This window comes from Hydrocarboniphaga effusa AP103 (assembly GCF_000271305.1).
Classification (GTDB): domain Bacteria; phylum Pseudomonadota; class Gammaproteobacteria; order Nevskiales; family Nevskiaceae; genus Hydrocarboniphaga; species Hydrocarboniphaga effusa.
This window is the reverse complement of the sequence record NZ_AKGD01000001.1, coordinates 2,522,673-2,543,470: the sequence shown is the minus strand read 5'-3', so window position 1 is coordinate 2,543,470 and position 20,798 is coordinate 2,522,673. Positions and strand designations below refer to the sequence as shown.

General features: G+C 66.4%; 17 protein-coding genes and 1 tRNA gene. 10 read left to right on the top strand and 8 right to left on the bottom strand.

Annotated features, from left to right (window positions below; all coding sequences use genetic code 11):
- Positions 1-53 precede the first annotated feature (53 nt).
- Positions 54-671: an LPS-assembly lipoprotein LptE gene (locus tag WQQ_RS11140; RefSeq protein ID WP_007185272.1), complete on the bottom strand. Its 618-nt coding sequence runs from the start codon at positions 669-671 to the stop codon at positions 54-56.
- On the bottom strand, positions 672-3,347 hold the full coding sequence (gene leuS / locus WQQ_RS11135) for a leucine--tRNA ligase (RefSeq protein WP_007185271.1): 2,676 nt from the start codon (positions 3,345-3,347) through the stop codon (positions 672-674).
- A gap of 896 nt (positions 3,348-4,243) precedes the next feature.
- On the opposite strand from leuS, the gene WQQ_RS11130 reads away from it, so the two are divergent.
- A complete protein-coding gene (locus WQQ_RS11130) occupies positions 4,244-4,663 on the top strand; it encodes a pilin (protein ID WP_007185270.1) in 420 nt (139 codons plus the stop codon).
- A 297-nt stretch (positions 4,664-4,960) separates the two neighbouring features.
- The gene (locus WQQ_RS11125; RefSeq protein ID WP_007185268.1) at positions 4,961-5,137 is read left to right on the top strand and encodes a hypothetical protein; all 177 of its coding nucleotides are present in this window, start codon (positions 4,961-4,963) and stop codon (positions 5,135-5,137) included.
- Between the two features lie 12 nt (positions 5,138-5,149).
- On the opposite strand, the gene WQQ_RS11120 is transcribed toward WQQ_RS11125, so the two are convergent.
- Positions 5,150-6,061: a spermine/spermidine synthase domain-containing protein gene (locus tag WQQ_RS11120; RefSeq protein ID WP_007185267.1), complete on the bottom strand. Its 912-nt coding sequence runs from the start codon at positions 6,059-6,061 to the stop codon at positions 5,150-5,152.
- The gene (locus WQQ_RS11115) at positions 6,058-7,686 is read right to left on the bottom strand and encodes a SulP family inorganic anion transporter (protein ID WP_007185266.1); all 1,629 of its coding nucleotides are present in this window, start codon (positions 7,684-7,686) and stop codon (positions 6,058-6,060) included. The genes WQQ_RS11120 and WQQ_RS11115 overlap by 4 nt, the downstream gene beginning before the upstream one ends.
- A gap of 200 nt (positions 7,687-7,886) precedes the next feature.
- Between WQQ_RS11115 and pilB the strand changes: the two genes are divergently transcribed.
- The 6 genes from pilB (at position 7,887) to WQQ_RS11085 (ending at position 13,679) form a co-directional block, all read left to right on the top strand.
- Positions 7,887-9,614, top strand: coding sequence for a type IV-A pilus assembly ATPase PilB (gene pilB, locus WQQ_RS11110; RefSeq protein ID WP_007185264.1), 1,728 nt, complete (start codon positions 7,887-7,889; stop codon positions 9,612-9,614).
- A gap of 206 nt (positions 9,615-9,820) precedes the next feature.
- A complete protein-coding gene (locus WQQ_RS11105; protein ID WP_007185263.1) occupies positions 9,821-11,038 on the top strand; it encodes a type II secretion system F family protein in 1,218 nt (405 codons plus the stop codon).
- A gap of 66 nt (positions 11,039-11,104) precedes the next feature.
- Positions 11,105-11,923 carry a prepilin peptidase gene (locus tag WQQ_RS11100; RefSeq protein ID WP_050997665.1) on the top strand — a complete coding sequence of 273 codons (819 nt, stop codon included), beginning with the start codon at positions 11,105-11,107 and terminating at the stop codon, positions 11,921-11,923.
- 5 nt (positions 11,924-11,928) lie between these two features.
- Positions 11,929-12,546, top strand: a complete 618-nt coding sequence (gene coaE, locus WQQ_RS11095; RefSeq protein WP_007185261.1) for a dephospho-CoA kinase — start codon at positions 11,929-11,931, stop codon at positions 12,544-12,546.
- A 124-nt stretch (positions 12,547-12,670) separates the two neighbouring features.
- Entirely contained in the window at positions 12,671-13,459 is a 789-nt protein-coding gene (gene zapD / locus WQQ_RS11090; RefSeq protein WP_237715044.1) for a cell division protein ZapD, read from the top strand.
- 4 nt (positions 13,460-13,463) lie between these two features.
- Positions 13,464-13,679, top strand: a complete 216-nt coding sequence (locus WQQ_RS11085) for a DNA gyrase inhibitor YacG (RefSeq protein WP_007185259.1) — start codon at positions 13,464-13,466, stop codon at positions 13,677-13,679.
- A 98-nt stretch (positions 13,680-13,777) separates the two neighbouring features.
- Here WQQ_RS11085 and WQQ_RS11080 read toward each other — a convergent pair whose 3' ends face one another.
- The 4 genes from WQQ_RS11080 to WQQ_RS11065 all read right to left on the bottom strand — a co-directional run bounded on the left by WQQ_RS11080 (position 13,778) and on the right by WQQ_RS11065 (position 17,660).
- Positions 13,778-14,716 carry a Nudix family hydrolase gene (locus WQQ_RS11080; RefSeq protein ID WP_007185258.1) on the bottom strand — a complete coding sequence of 313 codons (939 nt, stop codon included), beginning with the start codon at positions 14,714-14,716 and terminating at the stop codon, positions 13,778-13,780.
- A 50-nt stretch (positions 14,717-14,766) separates the two neighbouring features.
- Positions 14,767-14,853, bottom strand: a tRNA-Ser gene (locus WQQ_RS11075).
- Between the two features lie 59 nt (positions 14,854-14,912).
- Complete coding sequence (gene argJ, locus WQQ_RS11070; protein WP_007185257.1) at positions 14,913-16,130, bottom strand: bifunctional glutamate N-acetyltransferase/amino-acid acetyltransferase ArgJ; 1,218 nt, start codon at positions 16,128-16,130, stop codon at positions 14,913-14,915.
- Positions 16,131-16,364: 234 nt separating this feature from the next.
- On the bottom strand, positions 16,365-17,660 hold the full coding sequence (locus WQQ_RS11065; protein ID WP_007185256.1) for an acetyl-CoA C-acetyltransferase: 1,296 nt from the start codon (positions 17,658-17,660) through the stop codon (positions 16,365-16,367).
- 323 nt (positions 17,661-17,983) lie between these two features.
- On the opposite strand from WQQ_RS11065, the gene WQQ_RS11060 reads away from it, so the two are divergent.
- Complete coding sequence (locus WQQ_RS11060; protein WP_040453958.1) at positions 17,984-18,514, top strand: thioesterase family protein; 531 nt, start codon at positions 17,984-17,986, stop codon at positions 18,512-18,514.
- Positions 18,515-18,737: 223 nt separating this feature from the next.
- Entirely contained in the window at positions 18,738-20,798 is a 2,061-nt protein-coding gene (locus WQQ_RS11055; RefSeq protein ID WP_007185253.1) for an NADPH-dependent 2,4-dienoyl-CoA reductase, read from the top strand.

Here is a 20,798-nt window from a genome sequence, read left to right as displayed (position 1 = left end):
ATACGAGTTGAAGCCGATCGCCTCGAACGAAGTGATCAGACCGCCGCAGATCCCTAGGGAGTCGGCGGCTCGGGCGCAGGATCGGCCTGCGACGGAACGACCCGCGCCGGTTCCTGCGGCACCACGGTTTCCTGCCGTGAGAGCAGGGTTTCCACCTTAAGCAGCAAAAGCTCGGCCAAGGCATCCTGAATGAACTCGCGCAAGCGATCCTCCTCGGCTTCCTTGGCGAGAATCTGGCCTTCGTTGAACGAGTAATCGCGCGTCATGCGCAGGCTGCCAGGTGGCACCAGCACCTGTGTCGCCGTGTGCACTTCGTAATCGACCGTGGTGACGAGCAGAAACTCCAGCGCCTTGCCGTCCGGCCCCACCGAGAGCACCTGACGGCCTTCCTTGAGATTGCTGAGCTTGATGGTGGCGTGAGCGCCCGCCGCATCCTTGGTGACTTCGGCGCCCTGTCGCAGCAGCCGCGTGCGCAGCGAAGTCTCGAGCGGCGGCTCCGACACCCGATACGGAGCGACCACTTCGATATAGACCTTCTGCAAGGCCACCGGCAGCGGTCGCGACCCTGCGGGATGAAAACCGCAGCCCGCGATCAAAACCAGCAGCGCGCTCGCTGCAATCCAGCGACATTTCGACACGATGCGCGCAACGCGGCTGCCGGATGCTTTCACTCAGATCACCAGGTTGACGAGTTTGCCGGGCACCACGATCTGCTTCTTCACGGGGGCACCGGCGATGAAGCGCTGTACCGATTCTTCGGCCAGAGCCGCCGCGATGATCGCGTCCTTGCCCGCATCGGCCGCGACATCGATCTTGCCGCGCAGCTTGCCGTTGACCTGCACGACGAGCGTGATCTGGTCACGGACCATGGCTTCGGCGTCTGCAACCGGCCAGCGCTGATCGAGAATGCCGTCGCTGCCACGCAGCTCGACCCACAGCGCATGCGCCACGTGCGGAACCACCGGGCTCAGCATCAGCGTGACGCTCTCCCAGACTTCCTGCAGCACCGCGCGCGACTGCGCCCCGTCGTCGCTGAAACGGCTGACGGTGTTGAGCAGCTCCATGATCGCGGCGATCGCGGTGTTGAAGGTGCGGCGGCGGCCGAAATCGTCACCGACCTTGGCGATGGTTTCGTGCAGCGCGCGGCGCAGATCTTTCTGCGCATCGCTCAGCGCGCTGGTGTCGAGCGCCGGCGCGACGCCGAGCTGCACGTGCTGGTGCACCGCGCGCCACAAACGGCGCAGGAAGCGCGCCATGCCTTCGACGCCGTCTTCCTTCCAGTCGAGCGAAGCGTCCGGCGGCGCAGCGAACATCGAATACAGGCGTACGGTGTCGGCTCCGTACGCATCGATCATCGCCTGCGGATCGACGCCGTTGTTCTTGCTCTTGGACATCTTCTCGATGCCGCCGATGGTCACGGGTTCGCCGTCGACCGCGTGCCGGGCCGCAATCGGCTGGCCCTTGGCATCGCGCTCGAGCACGACCTCGGCCGGATTGATCCAGGTCTTCTTGCCTTCCGCGTTTTCGCGGAAGTAAGTCTCCTTGATCACCATGCCCTGCGTGAGCAGCTGCGTGAACGGCTCGTCGCTCTTCACCATGCCTTCGTCGCGCATGAGCTTGTGGAAGAAGCGCGAGTACAGCAGATGCAGGATCGCGTGCTCGATGCCGCCGATGTACTGGTCCACCGGTAGCCAGTAGTCGGCGCGCTCGTCGAGCATCTGGGTGTCGTTGTCCGGGCAGGCGTAGCGCGCGAAATACCAGCTCGATTCGAAGAAGGTATCGAAGGTGTCGGTCTCGCGCGTCGCAGCGCCGCCGCAGTTCGGGCATGTGGTCTTGGCCCAATTCGGATCGGCCTTGATTGGCGATTGCACGCCGGTGAATTCGACGTCCTCCGGCAACACGACGGGCAGCTGATCTTCCGGCACCGGCTGCGCATCGCACTTCTCGCAGTAGATGACCGGAATCGGGCAGCCCCAGTACCGCTGGCGCGAAACGCCCCAGTCGCGCAGGCGGAAGTTCACGCGGCGCGAGCCGGTGCCGGCCTTTTCGAAGCGGTCGGCGATCGCGTCGAAAGCCTGCTTGAAATCGAGGCCGTCGTATTCGCCCGAATTGATGCAGATGCCATGCTCGGCCGAGCACTCGGCGCGGATCGATTGCAGCTCGCGCAGCAGCGGCTCCTTCACCGAACCTTCGACCGGATCGTCCTCGTCGGACAGCGAGCCGAGCGTCGCCAAGCGTGCTTCGAGCTCGGCTTCCTTTTCGCTGCGGATCACGCGCTTGATCGGCAGGCCGTACTTGGTCGCGAATTCGTGATCGCGCTCGTCGTGCGCCGGCACCGCCATGACCGCGCCGGTGCCGTAGCCCATCAGCACGAAGTTGGCGGCCCAGACCGGTACGCGCTCGCCGCTGATCGGATGGATCGCGAAAATGCCCAGCGGCATGCCGCGCTTTTCCTGCGTCTCGAGCTCGGCTTCGGCGACGCCGCTGCGCGAGGCCTCGGCCAGAAATGCGGCGAGTTCGGCATTGCCTGCGCCGGCCTTCTTGGCCAGCGGATGCTCGGCCGCGACGGCCAGATAGGTCACGCCCATCAGCGTGTCCGGGCGCGTGGTGTAGACCGTCAGCGGCTCGGCTTCACCTTCGACCTGGAATTGCAGCTCCAGGCCCTCGGAGCGGCCGATCCAGTTGCGCTGCATGGTCTTGACCGGCTCGGGCCAGCCCGGCAGCGCGTCGAGATCGTCGAGCAGCTCCTGCGCGTAGGCGGTGATCTTGAGGAACCACTGCGGAATCGAGCGCCGCTCCACCACCGCGCCGGAGCGCCAGCCGCGGCCGTCGATGACCTGCTCGTTGGCGAGCACGGTCTGGTCGATCGGGTCCCAGTTGACCACCGAGTCCTTGCGATAGACCAGGCCCTTCTTCATCAGCCGGGTGAACAGCAGCTGTTCCCAGCGGTAGTAGTTCGGCCGGCAGGTATCGAGCCGGCGCGACCAGTCGTAGGCGAAGCCGAGCCGCTTGAGCTGCGCCACCATGTAATCCATGTTGGCGTAGGTCCACTTGGCCGGCTGCGTATTGTTGGCGATGGCCGCGTTCTCGGCCGGCAGGCCGAAGGCGTCGAAGCCCATCGGCTGCAGCACGCTCTTGCCGAGCATGCGCTGATAGCGGCTGATGACGTCGCCGATGGTGTAATTGCGCACATGCCCCATGTGCAGCTTGCCGCTCGGATACGGGAACATCGACAGGCAGTAGTACTTCTCGCGGCTGGGGTCTTCCACCGCCTTGAACGACTGCTCGCGCTCCCAGAAAGCCTGCGCCTGCGCTTCGAGATCGGCGGGGCTGTATTGCTCCTGCATGTGTTTGATTCTTCGGGTACGGAAAGGGCGAAGTTTACGGGCCGGACCTGTTTCATGAAACGTTGGGCTTGAATACCACCAGCGGTCACAGGTCACGCTGGCCGCCCGCCACGATGCGGAGATGTCGCCGCTGACTGCCCGGATTCCCGCTCGACGTCCTGTCCCGCGCCGTGGCTTCTGCACGACCATCCATACGCTCATACCGCGATCGTGTTCGGCTCGGGGCGAGCGGGCGCGCGTACAGCGATATCGACTGTGCAGCACGAGCCGACAATCCATTGACCGCCGGACAAGCAGCGGCTGGTCGAAGATCTCTGTCGCCGGCCATCGGCGCCCCGTCGATCTGGTCGATCCTTTCGACTGCCGGCGTCGCCCTGCCGGGCCAGATTCTCAAGCACGGCGGCGTTCACGGTACCGATGCCCTATGCCAGACCTCTCGGTCGCCACCTCATCGACGCGGACGATTTCCCCCTACGTCCCCCGCACGCTCGCAGAGAGAAGAGAGGCATGGATCGGCCGATCGCCGAACGCACGCCCGATTCCTTGCAGCGCCGCCTCGAACGTCGCGGTTCATGCTGATGAAGACATCAATTGGAGCATCGTCTTCGCCATCGCTACGCGGCCTTGGGCGACTTTGAAGCCGTTGCGAGGATCGCGGCCCGCGAGACCGGGCTCCGAGTCGTGCCGCCCAGCGGCAAGATTTGTCGGGGACTGACAAAAAGTGTCAGCTCCAGCGAGCCATGGCCCCTGAGAACATTTCATAAATTATTGTTTTCATGAAAAATACGGCCTTCAATCCGGGTTGGCACCCCGGTTGCCAGATGAATCCCGGCGGGATCAGTCCCCCAACGTCAGATCCCGAAACGATTGATCGGCACACCACCGGAGAGTCTTCAATGAACAAGCAGCAAGGTTTCACCCTGATCGAACTGATGATCGTCGTGGCGATCATCGGCATTCTGGCCGCGATCGCGATTCCGGCATACCAGAACTACATCAAGAAGGCGGCGTACACTGAAGTAATCACAGCCGCAAACGGACCTAAAGTCGCCATTGAAACCTGTGTTCAAACAGAAGGCTCGCTGGCCAATTGCGACACCTACGCGAAGATCGGAAGCACCGCCCCAGCCGCCACCAACGCAGTTGCGTCGGTGACAATTACGGCTACCACGGCAGCCATTGTGATGACTCCCAATGCCTACAAAGGCATCGCTGCAACTGATACTTGCACAATGACACCGACCGATTTGGGTAGCGGCCAGCTGAAGTGGACCTACAGTGGCGTTTGCCTGACCAACAATTACGTTAAAAATTGATCGGAACTCACTGGTTCCGACAACTAACGTAACCAGGGTGAAAACCGGGGCGTCTCGCCCTGGCATTCACCCTCCCTCAAACAAGGCGCCATCTCCGGATGGCGCCTTGTTTTTTGCACCATTGTTCATCCCGCCGGATTTGACCCGCGCTACGTTATGTGGACGCCAGGTCGCGTTTTTTTGTGCGGACGATGGCCATTTCCGGTCTATCCACAGCGCGACTGGGCCGAGTTCGCCAACGCCCTGTATTCGGGGTTCGATGCCAATCCACCGCACATCCCATGCTAATGTCCGAGCATGGAATCGAAGACTGCCCGCCTGACCCTACTGATCGACCCCGACAAGAAGCGGGCCTTCGAGAGCCTTTGCGCATCGCAGGACCTGACGCCGTCGCAGGTGGTACGCCAGCTGATCCGCGACTACCTCGCCAAGCATGGCGTGAGCTACGCCCGCAACGAGCCTCCGCGCGCCTAGGTGCCGGCAGTCTCAGCGGCGGCCGCGATGCGCCTGCCGCTCGATCTCGTCGGCCCAGGCCGGGAAATCGAACTCGTCGCCTTGGTAGAGCATGGCGGCGCGCTTGTTGAGCCGCGCCGCACGCGGCGGCCAGTCGCCCTCGCGCTGGGCGAGTGCGATGCGGTTGCCACCGACTTCGACCTTGAGCACGGCGACCTGTCCCGAAAACGCCCGGCGCAAAGCGCCGAGCACCGCCGCGGACCGGCCGAGCGCGCCGACCAGGTTGACCACCAGCACGCCGCCCGGTCGCAGACGGTCGTGCACGCTGGCGAAGAACGCCTCGTCGCATAGGGCAGGCGCGATGCCACGCTCGTCGCAGCCATCGGCGATCACCACGTCGGCGGGCTCCCCCTGGCCTCGAAAATGATCGACTGCGTCGACGCATCGGAGACTCCAGCGCGCACTGCCTTCGGGCAATTCGAACAGCGGCGAGAGCTGGATCACGGCCGGGTCGATCTCAAGTGCGGTGATCCGCGTCTTCGGCAGTTCGCGATGGCAGTATTTGACCAGCGAGCCGCCACCCAGGCCGATCATCACGATGTGCGCAGGCTGGGGCTGCAGCAACCGGAAGCAGAGCATCTTGCGCAGATACGTCAGGACCAGTTCCTGCGGGTCGCGCAGGCTCATCTGGCTCTGGGTATAACGCAGGCCGAAGCAGAGGCTGCGGTATTCGGCGTCTTCGATCACGGCCGGCCGCAGGTAGCGGCCACTGCGTAGAGACTCGCGCAGCCGCGATAGATCACCCTCGGGAGGATCGGCCAGATGCACCCTCACCTCCCGGCCGCCGAGCCGCAGCTGGACCGTCCACCAGCCCGGTTTGCCGGCCTCGGCAAGCGGCAGCCCATCCACCGGCGGATCGAGCGGGGGCGGCTTGGCCGTGCTCATGCCGACGCGCTGGCCGCCAACGCGTCGGCGAAGCCGGCGAAATGCACGGGCTCGCCGCCCTCGGGCACCAGTTCGGCCCGTACCAGCTTGCGCAGCACGTTGGGCCGGGCCTCGCAGAGCAGCACGCGCACGCCGCGGCGGCGCAGGTTCTGCATCGCCTCTTCGAGCGTCTGGATGCCGGTCATGTCCATGAACGGAACCTGCCCGAGCCGGATGACGATGGCGCGCGGATCGGTATGCGTCTGCGCGAGCGCGCGCTCGAGATTCTGCACCGCCCCGAAGAACAGCGGGCCTTCGATGCCATAGACGAGCACGCCCCCCGGCACGCCGGGGTGCGGGTCGCCATCGGCGATCGGCGGCGCCTGGCTCGAGACCTCGACCGCGTTCGCCATCCGCCGCAGGAACAGCAGCATCGCCAGGATCACGCCCACGTTCACGGCAACCACGAGATCGGCGAATACGGTCAGCAGGAAGGTGATCAGCAGGATCGCGACATCCGGCCGCGGAGCGGTGCGCAGCATGCGGGCGAAATGGCGGGCCTCGCTCATGTTCCAGGCCACCACGAACAGGATCGCGGCGAGCGCGCAGAGCGGAACGCGGGCCGCCAACGGTGCCGCCACCAGCAGGATCACGATCAGCGTGAATGCATGCACGATGCCGGCAAGCGGGCCGGTGGCGCCATTGCGAAAGTTGGTCGCCGTACGCGCGATCGCCCCGGTGGCCGCGAAGCCGCCGAACAGTGGCGTGAGCAGGTTGGCGATGCCCTGCCCGATGAGTTCCTGGTTGGAGTCGTGGCGCGTGCCGGCCATGCCGTCGGCGACCACGGCCGAGAGCAGGGATTCGATCGCGCCGAGCATCGCGATGGTGAACGCCGAGGGCAACAGTTCGACGATGCGATCGAAGCTCAGCGCCGGCATCACGAGCTTGGGCAGGCCTTGCGGTATGCCGCCGAACGCACTGGCGATCGTCGCCACGCCCTCGAAGTGGAACGCCGACTGCAGCAGCGTGGCGACCACCATCGCCACCAGCGGCCCGGGCACGCGCCTGAAGCCCGGAAGCCGGGGCGCATGGAGCGTCAGCACGAGGCTCAGCAGGGCCAGCGCGGTGGTCGCCGGATGCAGAGCCGGCAGTGCCTCGACCAGATGCAGCAGCTTTTCGTGGAAGTGCCGGCCAGCCGGGGCGTCGAGCCCGAAGAAATCCTTCCACTGCCCGACCCAGATGATGACCCCGATACCGGCCGTGAAGCCGAGGATCACCGGATCGGGGATGAAGCGGAGCACGCCGCCGAAGCGCGCAAAGCCGAGCAGCACCAGCATCAGTCCGGCCATCGCGGTCGCCAGCAACAAGCCATCGACGCCGTGCGTGGCCGTCACGCCGGCCAGAATCACGATGAAAGCCCCCGTCGGCCCGGCGATCTGGATGCGGCTGCCGCCGAACAGCGAAACCGCCAGCCCCGCGATGATCGCGGTGTAGAGCCCCTGCTCGGGCTTGACCCCCGACGCGATCGCGAACGCCATCGCCAACGGCAGGGCGACAATGCCCACGACGAGCCCGGCGACGATGTTCGGCAACCACTGATCACGCCGGAACAAGCCGGCCCGCGCCGCTTCGACTATCGCGATCATGCCTGCTTCCCCGTCAGTTCATGCGCATCATATTATGATGATATGCACATACGAATCGCATCGGTCGCCATGCAGGCTCCGTTTGGCGGCCCGCTGCCGCCAGCAACCGGGCCCCTGGCCGATCTGATTGACGGTTCATTCGCGCCCGGCCCAGTATTCGCGACTCGGTTCCAAGCCCTTTTTGCAGAAGGAAACATTGGATGGCAACGGCCTCGACGCTGATCCCGGCACCGGCCCTCGGCGGACTGGCGCGCAAGCTGGTGGCCGACAAGCTGCTGGCCGAGGAACAGGCGCGGGAATTTCAGCAGAAGGCCCAGCGCAGCGGGCAGTCGTTCGTTGCGCTCGCCGTCGAGGCCAAGGCCGTGGCTCCGCTGCGCGTGGCCGAGATCGCCAGCGGAGACTTCGGCGCCGCGCTGGTCGATCTCAATGCGGTCGATATCGATCCGAACCTCATCAAGGATCTCTCCGAGAAGCTGTTGCGCAAGACGCACACGCTGCCGCTGTACAGGCGCGGCAAGACGCTGTTCGTGGCGGTGTCGGACCCGACCAATCTGGCCGCGCTCGACGAGATCAAGTTCGCCACCGGCTTCAATACCGAAGCCGTGGTGGTCGAGGAGGACAAGCTCACCAAGGCGATCGAGGCCACCTCGCAAAGGATCAGCTCGGCGTCGATGGAACTCGGCGATGCCGATCTCGACAACATCGACATCAGCGACGGCTCGGTCAGCGAAGCCGACATCGCCAAGTCGGATGCCGACGAGGCGCCGATCGTGCGCTACGTCAACAAGATCATGCTCGATGCGATCGGCCAGAACGCGTCGGACATCCACTTCGAGCCCTACGAAAAGCAGTACCGCATCCGCTATCGCAAGGACGGCGAGCTGCGCACCGTCGCAACCCCGCCGGTGGCGACCGCGCTGCGGCTCGCGGCGCGCGTGAAGGTGATGTCGCGGCTCGATCTGGCCGAGCGCCGCATTCCGCAGGACGGGCGCATCAAGCTCAACCTGTCGCGCACCAAGGCGATCGACTTCCGCGTCAGCACCTGCCCGACGCTGTGGGGCGAGAAGATCGTCTGCCGAATTCTCGATCCGAGCAGCGCGCAGCTGGGCATCGACGCGCTCGGCTATCAGCCCGAGCAGAAGCAGGCCTACCTCAACGCGCTCGACAAGCCGCAGGGCATGATCCTGGTGACGGGCCCGACCGGCTCCGGCAAGACGGTGTCGCTGTACACCGGCCTGAACATTCTCAACCGCGACGACATCAACATCTCGACGGCCGAAGACCCGGCCGAAATCAATCTGCCGGGCGTCAATCAGGTCAACGTGAACCCCAAGGTCGGGCTCACGTTCGCGGCGGCGCTCAAGGCTTTTTTGCGCCAGGACCCCGATGTGATCATGGTCGGCGAGATCCGCGACCTGGAGACCGCGGAGATCGCGATCAAGGCCGCGCAGACCGGCCATCTGGTGCTGTCGACGCTGCACACCAACGATGCGCCGCAGACCATCGTGCGCCTCATGAACATGGGCGTGCCGGCCTACAACCTGGCCTCCACGCTGACGCTGATCATCGCCCAGCGCCTTGCGCGCCGGCTTTGCGGCGTCTGCAAGCGGCCTACGAGCATTCCGCGCCAGGAGCTCATCCGCGAAGGCTTCACCGAGGCCGAGGTCGATGCCCCCGAGTTCACGATGTACGAGGCCGTGGGCTGCGATCAGTGCGATCGCGGCTACAAGGGACGCACGGGCATCTATCAGGTGATGCCGTTCTCCGAGGCGATGGGGCGCATCATCATGGAAGGCGGCAGCGCCATGGACCTCGCGGACCAGGCCCAGCGCGAAGGCATCGAGAACCTGCGGCAGTCGGCCCTGCGCAAGGTCCGCGAAGGCGCGATCGATCTGCTCGAGGCCAACCGGGTCACGGTCGGCGATTGAGCCCCGCCGCCGATCGGCCAATCTGGGCGACGTGTCGAGCTTTGGTGTGTGATGGTGCCGTAAGCTGCTCTGCATCCCTCTCCCTCTGGGAGAGGGACCGAGGATGAGGGAGCATCCGGGATGAGCGGGCTTGGCTATCGAGGCGATTCCCTCGCCCCTGCCCCTCTCCCGGAGGGAGAGGGGTTCAACGGCTAATCAACGGACTCATGGCACAGGCACTCACCGTCAAGGAACACACCTTTCTCTGGGAAGGGCTCGATCGCAAGGGCGCCAAAGTGCGCGGCGAAAGCCGCGGGCCGTCCGAGAGCATGATCAAGACCCAGCTGCGCAAGCAGGGCATCAACCCGACCAAGGTGCGCAAGAAGCTGGAGCTGTTCGGCAACCGCAAGAAGATCAAGAGCGGCGACATCGCCATTTTCAGCCGGCAGATGGCGACGATGATGGCGGCCGGCGTGCCCTTGGTGCAGTCGCTCGAGCTGATCGGCCGCGGCCATCAGAACCCGGCGATGGCCGAGCTGATCATGGGCGTGAAGACCAGCATCGAAGGCGGCAGCTCGTTCGCCGAATCGCTCGGCAAGTTTCCGCTGCACTTCGACGATCTTTTCGTCAATCTGGTCGACGCCGGCGAGCGCTCGGGCACGCTCGAAACCCTGCTCGACAAGGTCGCCACGTACAAGGAAAAGACCGAAGCGATCAAAAAGAAGGTCAAGAAGGCCATGACCTATCCGAGCGCGGTGCTGGTGGTGGCCTTCATCGTCACCGGCATCCTGCTCTACTTCGTGGTGCCGCAGTTCGAAGACCTGTTCAAGGGCTTCGGCGCCGATTTGCCGGCCTTCACGATGATGGTGATCTCGCTGTCGCGCTTCGTGCAGGACCAGTGGCTGTTCATCCTCGGCGTCGTCGGCGGCTCGATCTACGCGTTCTTCTATTTCCACAAACGCTCGCCGAAGATGCGCCGCTTCCTGGACCGTGCGCTGCTCAGGGTTCCGGTGGTCGGCGACATCCTCTACAAATCCGCCGTCGCGCGTTACGCGCGCACGCTGTCGACGATGTTCGCGGCCGGCGTTCCGCTCGTCGAAGCGCTCGATTCCGTGGCCCGTGCCTCCGGCAATATCGTGTTCCAGGACGCGATCCTGACGATGAAGGACCAGGTCTCCACCGGCCAGCAGCTGCAGCTGACGATGCAGCAGAGCAGCATGTTTCCGTCGATGGCGACGCAGATGGTGGCGATCGGCGAGGAATCCGGTTCGCTCGACGAGATGTGCGCCAAGGTCGCCGATTTCTACGAGGCCGAGGTCGACAACCAGGTCGATTCGCTGTCGAGCCTGCTCGAACCGATGATCATGGTCATCCTCGGCGTTCTGGTCGGCGGCCTGGTGGTCGCCATGTACCTACCCATCTTCAAACTCGGCATGGTGGTCTGATTGAGCTTTTTCGAGCCGTTTCTGCTGGCCCTGCAGAACAACTTCGCTTTCCTGCTGATCGCCACGATGCTGCTCGGGCTCTGCATCGGCAGCTTCCTGAACGTGCTCGCTTATCGCCTGCCGCTGCGCATCGAGCAGGATTTCCGCAAGGCCACGTTCGAGAGCTTCGGCGTACCAGCCGGAGCCGACCGGGAGCCGCCGGTCTCGCTGCTGCGCCCGGCCAGCCACTGTCCGACCTGCAAGACCCCGATCAAGCCCTGGCACAACCTGCCGGTGCTCGGCTGGCTGCTGCTGCGCGGCCGCTGCGCGGCCTGCAAGGCGCCGATCTCGGTGCAGTATCCGATCGTCGAGGCCGTCACCGGAGCGCTGTCGATGGTCTGTGTCTGGCGCTTCGGCTACTCGCCCGAACTGCTCGGCGCACTCGTGCTGACCTGGGCGCTCGTCGCGCTCACAGTCACCGACCTCAAGACCATGTTCCTGCCCGACGACCTCACCTTGCCGCTGCTCTGGCTGGGCCTGCTCGTGAGCCTGGCCGGCGTGTTCGTGGGCCCGGTCGCCGCCATCGTCGGGGCCGCCGCCGGCTATGGTGTGCTCTGGAGCGTGTTCCAGCTGTTCAAGCTCGTCACCGGCAAGGAAGGCATGGGCTACGGCGACTTCAAGCTCATGGGCGCGCTCGGGGCCTGGCTCGGCTGGCAGGCGCTGCCGCAGATCATCATCCTGTCGGCCCTGGTCGGCGCCGGCGTCGGCCTGGTGCTGATGGCGGCGCGGCGCGCCGAATGGAGCACGCGCATTCCGTTCGGGCCGTACATCGCCGGCGCCGGCTGGCTCGCGCTGATCTGGGGCGCGGACATCAACCGCTGGTACATGCAGCTCATCGGGATGTAAGTGACGTGTCGAGACTCACGATAGGACTGACCGGCGGCATCGCCAGCGGCAAGACGCTGGTCGGCGACGCCTTCATCGCGCTCGGCGTGCCGGTGCTGGACGCCGACCAGGTCTCGCGCGACGTGGTCGCGCCGGGCGAGCCGGCGCTGCTGCAGATCGCCGAAACCTTCGGCGCGGATTTTCTGCAGGCCGACGGCACGCTCGACCGCCGCCGCATGCGCGAGCGCGTGTTCGGCGATCCGGCCGCGCTCAAGCAGCTCGAGGCGATCACGCATCCGGCGATCGGCAACCGCATGCGGCGCTGGCTCGCCGAGCAGACCACGCCGTACTGCATCCTGTCGGTCGCGATCCTGATCGAGGCGGGGCATCTGCGCGCCCTGGTCGATCGTGTGCTGGTGATCGACGTGCCCGAGTCCGTGCAGCTCGCACGGCTCACGAGCCGCGACAAGGTCAGCGAAACCCTGGCCCGCCAGATGATGGCCGCACAGGCCACGCGCGAGCGTCGGCTCGCAGCGGCGGACGACGTGATCGCCAACGACGCTGCCGTGTCGACCACGCTAGAAGCGGTTTCGCGCCTGCATCAGCGCTACCTGCAAATGGCGCGGGAACTGCCGCCGCGCTGAGCTTTCGCGCCGCGAAAAAGCCCGATTTCCGGGCGCCGGGCAGAGGCTTGACGAGTTCGATTTGCATTTGCCGTGACTGTTGCACTGCGTCACAATCCAGCCCACTTTGCTTCAGCCTGTGGCCGTGACTCCAGTACTGGCAGACGGATCTTCCGCCATCATCTTCGAGCAACCGCTCAACGAGCGCGTGCGCACCTTCCTGCGCCTCGAATTCCTGTTCGGCCAGCACGCCCACCATCGCCAGGACTCGTCCAACTACGGCCTGCGCGCACGCCTGCAAACCCTGCTCGACACGCTCACCGTGCTGTCGCGCTCGGACCTCAAGAAAGACATCCTCAAAGAGCTGCTCGAACAGCACGCGCACCTCACGCGGCTGGCCGCACGCCCGGGTGTCGACCAGTCGCGCCTGTCCGGCGTGCTGCAGGACCTGACGACCTCGGTCACCGGGTTGCAGCATCTCGCGACCCAGTTCGCCGGCAGCGCCCTGCGCGACAACGAGTTCCTGATCTCGATCCACAACCGCACCTCGATTCCGGGCGGCAGCTGCGCTTTCGATCTGCCCGCCTACCACTTCTGGCTTTCGCAGCCGTCCGAGATCGTCAATCGCGACCTCGATGCCTGGTTCGCCGACCTGGCGCCGTTCGAACGCGCGATCGGCCTGTACCTGAAGCTGCTGCGCGGCAGCACCGAAATCAGCGCGGGCCTCGCACGCGGCGGCACCTACGTGCATTCGCCGCAAGGCCCGGTGCAGCTGCTGCGCGTGTTCGTTCCGCAGGCCGCGGCCGCGTATCCGGAAATCAGCGCCGGCGCGCACCGCTTCACGATCCGCTTCGTCTCCCTGCGCGACGTCAACCGCCGCAGCACGCAGGTGCATCAGGACGTGGCCTTCGGCATCCAGTGCTGTTCGCTCTGACCTGATGCCGATCAAGCAGGCCCGCTGTCCGCGCTGCGGAGAACCCGCGTCGCTCGAGAAGACAAACCGCTTCCGCCCGTTCTGCAGCGAGCGCTGCAAGCTCATCGACCTCGGCGCCTGGGCCAGCGGCCAGTACGCGATTCCGGCCGCGGACGACGAGTCCGATGCGGAGGAACCGACCGTCGAGCAGGGGCGTCCCCCTCCCTCCCGGCTGCAGTAGCCCTTAGAGTGGGCAGGTTAGCCGCATCGCGGCGTAAGCCGCCGTCGTCGCGCGCCCTCGGTGGGTTCCTACGCCGCCAACCCACCCTGCGAAATCTTTCACTGCCAGTAAGCGCCGATCCCGGCGCTGCCCTGCCCACCTGCGGTCCAGATGCGCTCGTGATCGGCCGGGCCGACGCCGCCGATCGCGTAGACCGGTAGGCCGCATTCCCAAACCGCTTCGGAAAAACCGTTCCAGCCGAGTCCGGGCTGGCCTTCGTGCGTCGGCGTCGCCAGCACATGGCCGAGCACGGCCGCGTCGACATCGAGCGAGGCGAGGCGCGACAGCTCTTCGGCGGAATGCACCGAGACCGCGAACGGCAGATGCGCCGGCACCGGGCGACTCGTCAGCGTTGGCCAGACCTTCGAGGTGGCATGCAGGCCGCAGCCGAGTTCGCGCGACAGCCCGGGCTCGCGGTCGAGCATCAGCGTGAGCCCGCGAGCCTGGGCCTCGGGCTGCAGCATGCGGGCGAGCGCGGCGTAGCCGAAGTCGTCGAGCTTCGGCAGCCGCAGGCGCAGCAAGGCGCCGGCCGGCAGCCGATCGAGCCCGGCACGGATCGAGGCGACCGTCGCGTCGGACCGCGTGAAGGCGTAGTCGACGGGCAGGCGCAGCGGCTTGAGGATCGGCGCGACCGTCGGCAGCGTCTGCAGCCGGGCGATCTCGCCGAGCCCGCACCAGGCCAGCGCCTGCATTTCGCGCGAACTCGGCTCCCCATCGAAGCCGGTCACCAGCCAGGTGTCGAGCTGCACGATGCGGTTGCTGTAGGCGTGCCGCAGCCGGATCAGCGGGCGCGCCTGGGTGACGCTGACGCCGAGTTCCTCGTGCAGCTCGCGCGCGAGCGCGCCGGCGACCGATTCGCCCGGCTCGACCTTGCCGCCCGGAAACTCCCAGAACCCCGCCGCGACCTTGCCTTCGGGGCGCTGGGCCAGCAGCACCTCGCCACGCGCATTGCGCAGCACGCCGCAGGCAACTTCGAGGATGGGGCGCGGGTCGGTCATCGACCCACTCCACGCCTGTCTCCTCTCCCACTTGTGGGAGAGGGTGGTCCCGGAGAGGGTGGGATTCGAACCCACGGTACGGGAAACCGTACGCCTGATTTCGAGTCAGGTACATTCGACCACTCTGCCACCTCTCCCCTCTCTCCCCTCGCTGCGCGAGGGGCTCTCTCCCGCAAGCGGGAGAGAGGACCAAGCACTACGTCCGATATTCCGCATTGATCTTCACGTAGTCGTAGCTGAAATCGCAGGTCCAGACCGTGGCGCTCGCATCGCCGCTGCCGAGCGCGATGCGGATCGCGAACTCGGGCTGGGCGACCACGGCCGAGCCGCGTTCCTCGCGATAGTCCGGGTGCGGCTGGCCGCCGCGCAGCAGGCAGACCTCGTCGAGCCAGAGATCGACCTTGGCCGGGTCGACTGCGACGCCGGACTTGCCGACCGCCATGACGATGCGGCCCCAGTTGGCGTCGGAGGCGAACAGCGCGGTCTTCACGAGCGGCGAATGCGCCACCGCGAGCGCCACCTGGCGCGCCTCGGCTTCGCTACGCGCCTGGCTCACTTCGATGGTGACGAACTTGGTCGCGCCCTCGCCGTCGCGCACGATCGCGTGTGCGAGTTCGCGGCAAACCGCTTCGATCGCCTCGGCGACGAGCGCGTAATCGGCATCGCCGGTTTCGATCTCGCGTGTACCGACCTGGCCGGTCGCGAACAGCACGCAGGAGTCGTTGGTGGAGGTGTCGCCGTCCACGGTCACGCAATTGAAGCTGCGCGAAACCGCCGTCTTGAGCGCCTGTTCGGTCGCGGCCTGCGAGAGCCTGGCGTCGGTGCCGACGTAGCCGAGCATGGTCGCCATGTTCGGGTGGATCATGCCGACGCCCTTGGCGATGCCGGTCACGGTGACCTCGCCCTGCGAAGTCGCCACCTTGCGCGAGGCGCCCTTGCCGACCGTGTCGGTGGTCATGATCGCGAGCATCGCGGCGATCCAGCCGTCGGCGCTCAGATCGGCCACGGCCTTCGGCGCCGCCGCGACCATGCGCTCGACCGGCAGGCGCTGGCCGATCACACCGGTGGAGAACGGCAGCACCTGGCCGGCTTCGCAGCCGATGGCGGCGGCGACGGCCGCCGAGACGGCGCGCGCGTCATCGAGGCCGCCCTGGCCGGTCGCGGCGTTGGCATTGCCCGAATTGACCACCAGCGCGCGCACCGCGGTGCCGCTGGCGAGCACTTCGCGGCACAGCAGCACCGGCGCGGCGGCGAACGAGTTCTGGGTGAAAACACCGGCCACGCGCGTCCCCGGCGCGAGTTCGATCACGAGCAGATCGCGTCGGCCCGGCTTCTTGATCGCAGCCTCGGCCACGCCGAGACGAACGCCGGCGACGGCAGGAAGGGATTCGGGAGCCTGGTAGGCGACGGCCATCGGAGTTCTCTGTGGAGGAGAAACGGGGCCGCGGATTGTAGCGAAGGCGTGGGGCGTTTTAGCTCAGCTTTCGTCGCCTGGCCCTCTCCCGCGTGCGGGAGAGGGTGGCGCGAAGCGCCGGGTGAGGGAACACCCCCCGACGGAGCGCACTTTACAGCTCGTGTTCCCTCACTCCCCTCGCTGTTGCGAGGGACTCTCTCCCGCACCGCGGGAGAGAGGAAACATCAACCGCGATCAGCGCTCGACGATCGCCGTCACGCCCAAACCGCCCGCCGCGCAGATCGAGATCAGTCCGCGACCCGAACCACGCTCTTCGAGCGCCTTGCCGAGCGTGGCGAGAATGCGTCCGCCGGTGGCCGCGAACGGATGCGCCAGCGCGACGCTGCCGCCCTTCACGTTCATCTTGCTGCGGTCGATCGAGCCGAGCGGCTTGTCGAGGCCGAGGCGCTCCTTGCAGAACTTGGGGTCTTCCCAGGCCTTGAGCGTGCACAGCACCTGGGCGGCGAAGGCTTCGTGGATCTCGTAGAAATCGAAGTCCTGCAAGGTCAGGCCGGCGCGCGCGAGCATGCGCGGCACCGCGTAGGCCGGCGCCATCAGCAGGCCTTCCTTCTTGACCACGAAATCGACCGCCGCGGTCTCCGCGTGCGTGATGAAGGCCTGCGGCTTGAAGCCGTGGGCGGCGGCCCATTCCTCGCTCGCCAGCAGCACGGCCGAGGCGCCGTCGCTGAGCGGCGTGGAGTTGCCGGCCGTCAGCGTGCCGCGGCCGGATTTGCGGTCGAACACCGGCTTGAGCGTGGCGAGCTTTTCGAGCGTGCTGTCGGCGCGCAGGTTGTTGTCGCGCTTGATGCCCGCGTATTCGATGATCAGGTCGTCATAGAAGCCGGCGTCGTAGGCCGCCGCGGCCTTGCGATGCGATTCGAACGCGAGCTGGTCCTGGTCTTCGCGTGCGATGTTCCATTCCTGCGCCATCAGTTCGCAGTGCTCGCCCATGCTCTTGCGCGTGCGCGGCTCGCCGTTGCTCGGGATCGCCGGCGCGAGCATGGACGGACGGAACTTGGCGAGCGCGGCCAGGCGCTGGCCGCCGGTCTTGGCGCGATTGAGTTCGAGCAGGATCTTGCGCAGCTTCTCGCCGACCGCGATCGGCGCGTCCGAAGCCGTGTCGACGCCGCCCGCGATGCCCGATTCGATCTGCCCGAGTGCGATCTTGTTGCCGACCAGGATCGCCGCTTCGAGGCCCGTGCCGCAGGCCTGCTGCACGTCGTAGGCCGGGGTTTCGGCCGCCAGGCCCGAGGACAGCACGCATTCGCGCGTCAGGTTGAAATCGCGCGAGTGCTTGAGCACGGCGCCGGCGGCGACTTCGCCCAGGCGCTCGCCCTGGAGCTGGAACTTGTCGACCACGCCGCGCAGCGTGGCCGTGAGCATGTCCTGATTGCTCTTGTTCGAATACGTCGTGTTCGAGCGGCAAAACGGAATGCGCGAGCCGCCGAGCAGGGCGACGCGACGTCCGATGGGAGGCTTGGCAATGGTCATGGTTGATCCCAATGGTGAAGAAGAAATTCGGTCGAACCGCCGGGTCCGCTCCGCCAGCTTATCGCCGCAATCCGCGACGATGATGAATGGCAGGCGTCAGCGCGAATGGCCGCGACGGTCGCACGGGATCGTCCCTGGACCGGAGGCGGCACGGCTCTTGACGCTGGCAGAGTCGCGCCTGAATGCTCCGGACGCCATGGCGGAGCCGACACGATCTTCTGGCGTGTCCGCCACTGGCGGCGCCGGCCTCGGGCCGCATCTTCTGCGCCTCACGAAAGCGGCGCCGAGAGCCCAGGCGCCGCGGAGAACGACCCTTGCTGCGCATGCTCTGGATGTTGCTGACCTACCGCTCGCGCGGGCCCTTGCCCCTGCTCGGCACGAGTCGCCTGAGCGGACGCGTGTGGCCCAACGATCTCGACTCCAACCTGCACATGAACAACGGCCGCTATTTCACGCTGGCCGATCTCGGACGTTTCGATCACGGCCTGCGCTCGGGCCTCTGGGAACGGGCGCTCAAGCGCGGCTGGCGACCCGTGGCCGGCGACTGCAGCGGCCGCTTCTCGGCCTCGCTGCAACCGTTCGCGCGCTATGAACTCGAATCGCGGCTGCTCGGCTGGGATGCGAAGTGGTTCTTCATCGAGCACCGCTACAAGCTCGGCGACCGCGTCGCCGCCGTGGTCGCGGTGCGCTACCTGCTCCTCGGCAAGCAGGGCCCGGTTCCGACGGCCCAGGCGCTGGCACTGATCGACCACCGCGAGCCCTCGCCCGAGCTGCCCGAGTGGATCGCAGGCTGGCGCGATGCGCAGGACGCGCTGGTCGGCCAGCTCAAGCGCGACGCCGGCTCGCGCCGCTGATCGATGGCACGCGTGCATGCGGCGCATTCACGCAAGGCCCGAATCCCTATGATGCGCGCTTCCGTCACGGCTGATGCTGCGCTCCGCAGTGAGCTTCGTCGAAAAATACAATCCGCCGTCGCCCGAAGCAGCCGCGTCTGCAGCGACGGCAGCGCCACTTTCGCCAGCGCCATAGCGCGGTGAAGGACATGCGCGATCACGATCACCCATTGGAGTCTTCGTCATGTCATCCACCGCTGCCTATCCGCACCTGCTCGCCCCGCTCGACCTGGGCTTCACCACGCTGAAAAACCGCGTGCTGATGGGCTCGATGCACACGGGCCTCGAAGATCGTCGCAAGCATCTGCCCAAGCTCGCGGCCTACTTCGCCGAGCGCGCTCGCGGCGGCGTCGGGCTCATGGTCACCGGCGGTTTCGCGCCGAACATCGAAGGCTGGCTCGCGCCGTTCGCGTCCAAGCTCACCAGCAGCGCGTCGGCGCGCGCGCATCGGCAAGTGACCGATGCGGTGCACGCGGAGGGCGGCAAGATCGCGCTGCAGATCCTGCATGCCGGGCGCTACAGCTATCACCCGCTGTCGGTGTCGGCATCCAAGCTCAAGGCGCCGATCAATCCGTTCACGCCGCGCGAGCTGTCGAGCGGCGGTATCGAGCGGCAGATTCGCGCCTTCGTGCGTTGTGCGGCGCTGGCTCGCGAGGCCGGTTACGACGGCGTCGAGATCATGGGTTCCGAGGGCTACCTGATCAACCAGTTCCTGGCGCCCGGAACCAATCTGCGCGACGATGAATACGGCGGCGATGCGCTGCGCCGCCAGCGCTTCGCGCTCGAGATCGCGCAGCGCACGCGCGAGGCGGTGGGCCGCGATTTCATCATCATCTTCCGCCAGTCGCTGATCGACCTGGTGCCGGGTGGGCAGAGCTGGGACGAGATCGTGCAGCTCGCGCGCGGGCTGCAGAACGCCGGCGTGACGATGATCAACACCGGCATCGGCTGGCACGAGGCGCGCGTTCCGACCATCGTCACCAGCGTGCCGCGCGCGGCCTTCGCCTGGGTGACCAAGAAGCTCAAGGAGGAAGCCGGCCTGAGCATTCCGCTGATCACCACCAACCGCATCAACGCCCCCGATGTCGCCGAGCGCCTGCTCGCCGAAGGCTATGCGGACATGGTCAGCATGGCGCGCCCGCTGCTGGCCGATCCGGAATTCGTCAACAAGGCCGCTGCGAACAAGGCCGACGAGATCAACACCTGCATCGCCTGCAACCAGGCCTGCCTCGACCACGCGTTTCGCGGCAAGCTCGCGAGCTGCCTGGTGAACCCGCGCGCCGCGCACGAGACCGAGCTGCGCTATGAGCCGGTGACGAAAGCCAAGCGTATCGCCGTGGTCGGCGCCGGACCGTCGGGCCTGGCCTGCGCCACCGTGCTCGCCGAGCGTGGACACGCGGTCGATCTGTTCGATGCGGCCGAGGACATCGGCGGCCAGTTCAACATGGCCAAGCGCATTCCGGGCAAGGAGGAGTTTCACGAGACGCTGCGCTACTTCCGCAAGCGCCTCGCCGTCACCGGCGTGCGCGTGCATCTGAACCGCCGCGTCGATGCCGACGATCTGCTCTCAGGCAGCTATGACGACATCGTGCTCGCCACCGGCGTGTCGCCGCGCAATCCGAAGATTCCGGGGCAGGACGCGGGCCTCGCGGACGGGCGCGTGCTGTATTACACCGACGTGCTGCGCGGCAACGCGCAGGTCGGCAAGCGCGTGGCGCTGATCGGAGCCGGCGGCATCGGCTTCGACGTCGCCGAATTCCTCGCCAGCGACGGCCATTCGCCGACGCTCGATCTGCCGAGCTGGCAGCGCGAATGGGGCGTCACCGAAGACCCGAGCGCGCGCGGCGGCCTGTCGAACGATCGCCACACCGCGCCGAGCCCGCGCCAGATCTGGCTGTTGCAGCGCAAGGGCGGCAAGCCCGGCGCCGGCCTCGGCAAGACCAGCGGCTGGGTGCATCGCGCCTCGTTGCAGATGAAGCAGGTGACGATGCTTGCCGCGGTCAATTACGAAGCGATCGAGCCGCAGGGTTTGCGCGTGAGCTTCGGCGAGAAGCGCGAGCGCGCACAGCTCATCGAAGTCGACCAGGTGGTGATCTGCGCGGGCCAGGAGCCGCAGCGTGAACTGCAGGCCTCGCTCGTCGCGGCCGGCGCATCGGTGCACCTGATCGGCGGCGCGGACGTGGCTTCCGAGCTCGACGCCAAGCGCGCGATCGACCAGGGATCGCGGCTCGCGGCGAGCCTGTGA

What these genes read in the sequence shown, in the direction of transcription:
- WQQ_RS11060 (WP_040453958.1), top strand. Translation starts at nt 17,984, where the DNA reads ATGCTCTGGATGTTGCTGACCTACCGCTCGCGCGGGCCCTTGCCCCTG.
- argJ (WP_007185257.1), bottom strand. Translation starts at nt 16,130, where the DNA reads ATGGCCGTCGCCTACCAGGCTCCCGAATCCCTTCCTGCCGTCGCCGGC.
- leuS (WP_007185271.1), bottom strand. Translation starts at nt 3,347, where the DNA reads ATGCAGGAGCAATACAGCCCCGCCGATCTCGAAGCGCAGGCGCAGGCT.
- WQQ_RS11115 (WP_007185266.1), bottom strand. Translation starts at nt 7,686, where the DNA reads ATGATCGCGATAGTCGAAGCGGCGCGGGCCGGCTTGTTCCGGCGTGAT.
- WQQ_RS11100 (WP_050997665.1), top strand. Translation starts at nt 11,105, where the DNA reads ATGCTGCTCGGGCTCTGCATCGGCAGCTTCCTGAACGTGCTCGCTTAT.
- WQQ_RS11130 (WP_007185270.1), top strand. Translation starts at nt 4,244, where the DNA reads ATGAACAAGCAGCAAGGTTTCACCCTGATCGAACTGATGATCGTCGTG.
- WQQ_RS11080 (WP_007185258.1), bottom strand. Translation starts at nt 14,716, where the DNA reads ATGACCGACCCGCGCCCCATCCTCGAAGTTGCCTGCGGCGTGCTGCGC.
- WQQ_RS11065 (WP_007185256.1), bottom strand. Translation starts at nt 17,660, where the DNA reads ATGACCATTGCCAAGCCTCCCATCGGACGTCGCGTCGCCCTGCTCGGC.
- WQQ_RS11085 (WP_007185259.1), top strand. Translation starts at nt 13,464, where the DNA reads ATGCCGATCAAGCAGGCCCGCTGTCCGCGCTGCGGAGAACCCGCGTCG.
- WQQ_RS11055 (WP_007185253.1), top strand. Translation starts at nt 18,738, where the DNA reads ATGTCATCCACCGCTGCCTATCCGCACCTGCTCGCCCCGCTCGACCTG.
- WQQ_RS11105 (WP_007185263.1), top strand. Translation starts at nt 9,821, where the DNA reads ATGGCACAGGCACTCACCGTCAAGGAACACACCTTTCTCTGGGAAGGG.
- WQQ_RS11120 (WP_007185267.1), bottom strand. Translation starts at nt 6,061, where the DNA reads ATGAGCACGGCCAAGCCGCCCCCGCTCGATCCGCCGGTGGATGGGCTG.
- pilB (WP_007185264.1), top strand. Translation starts at nt 7,887, where the DNA reads ATGGCAACGGCCTCGACGCTGATCCCGGCACCGGCCCTCGGCGGACTG.
- WQQ_RS11125 (WP_007185268.1), top strand. Translation starts at nt 4,961, where the DNA reads ATGGAATCGAAGACTGCCCGCCTGACCCTACTGATCGACCCCGACAAG.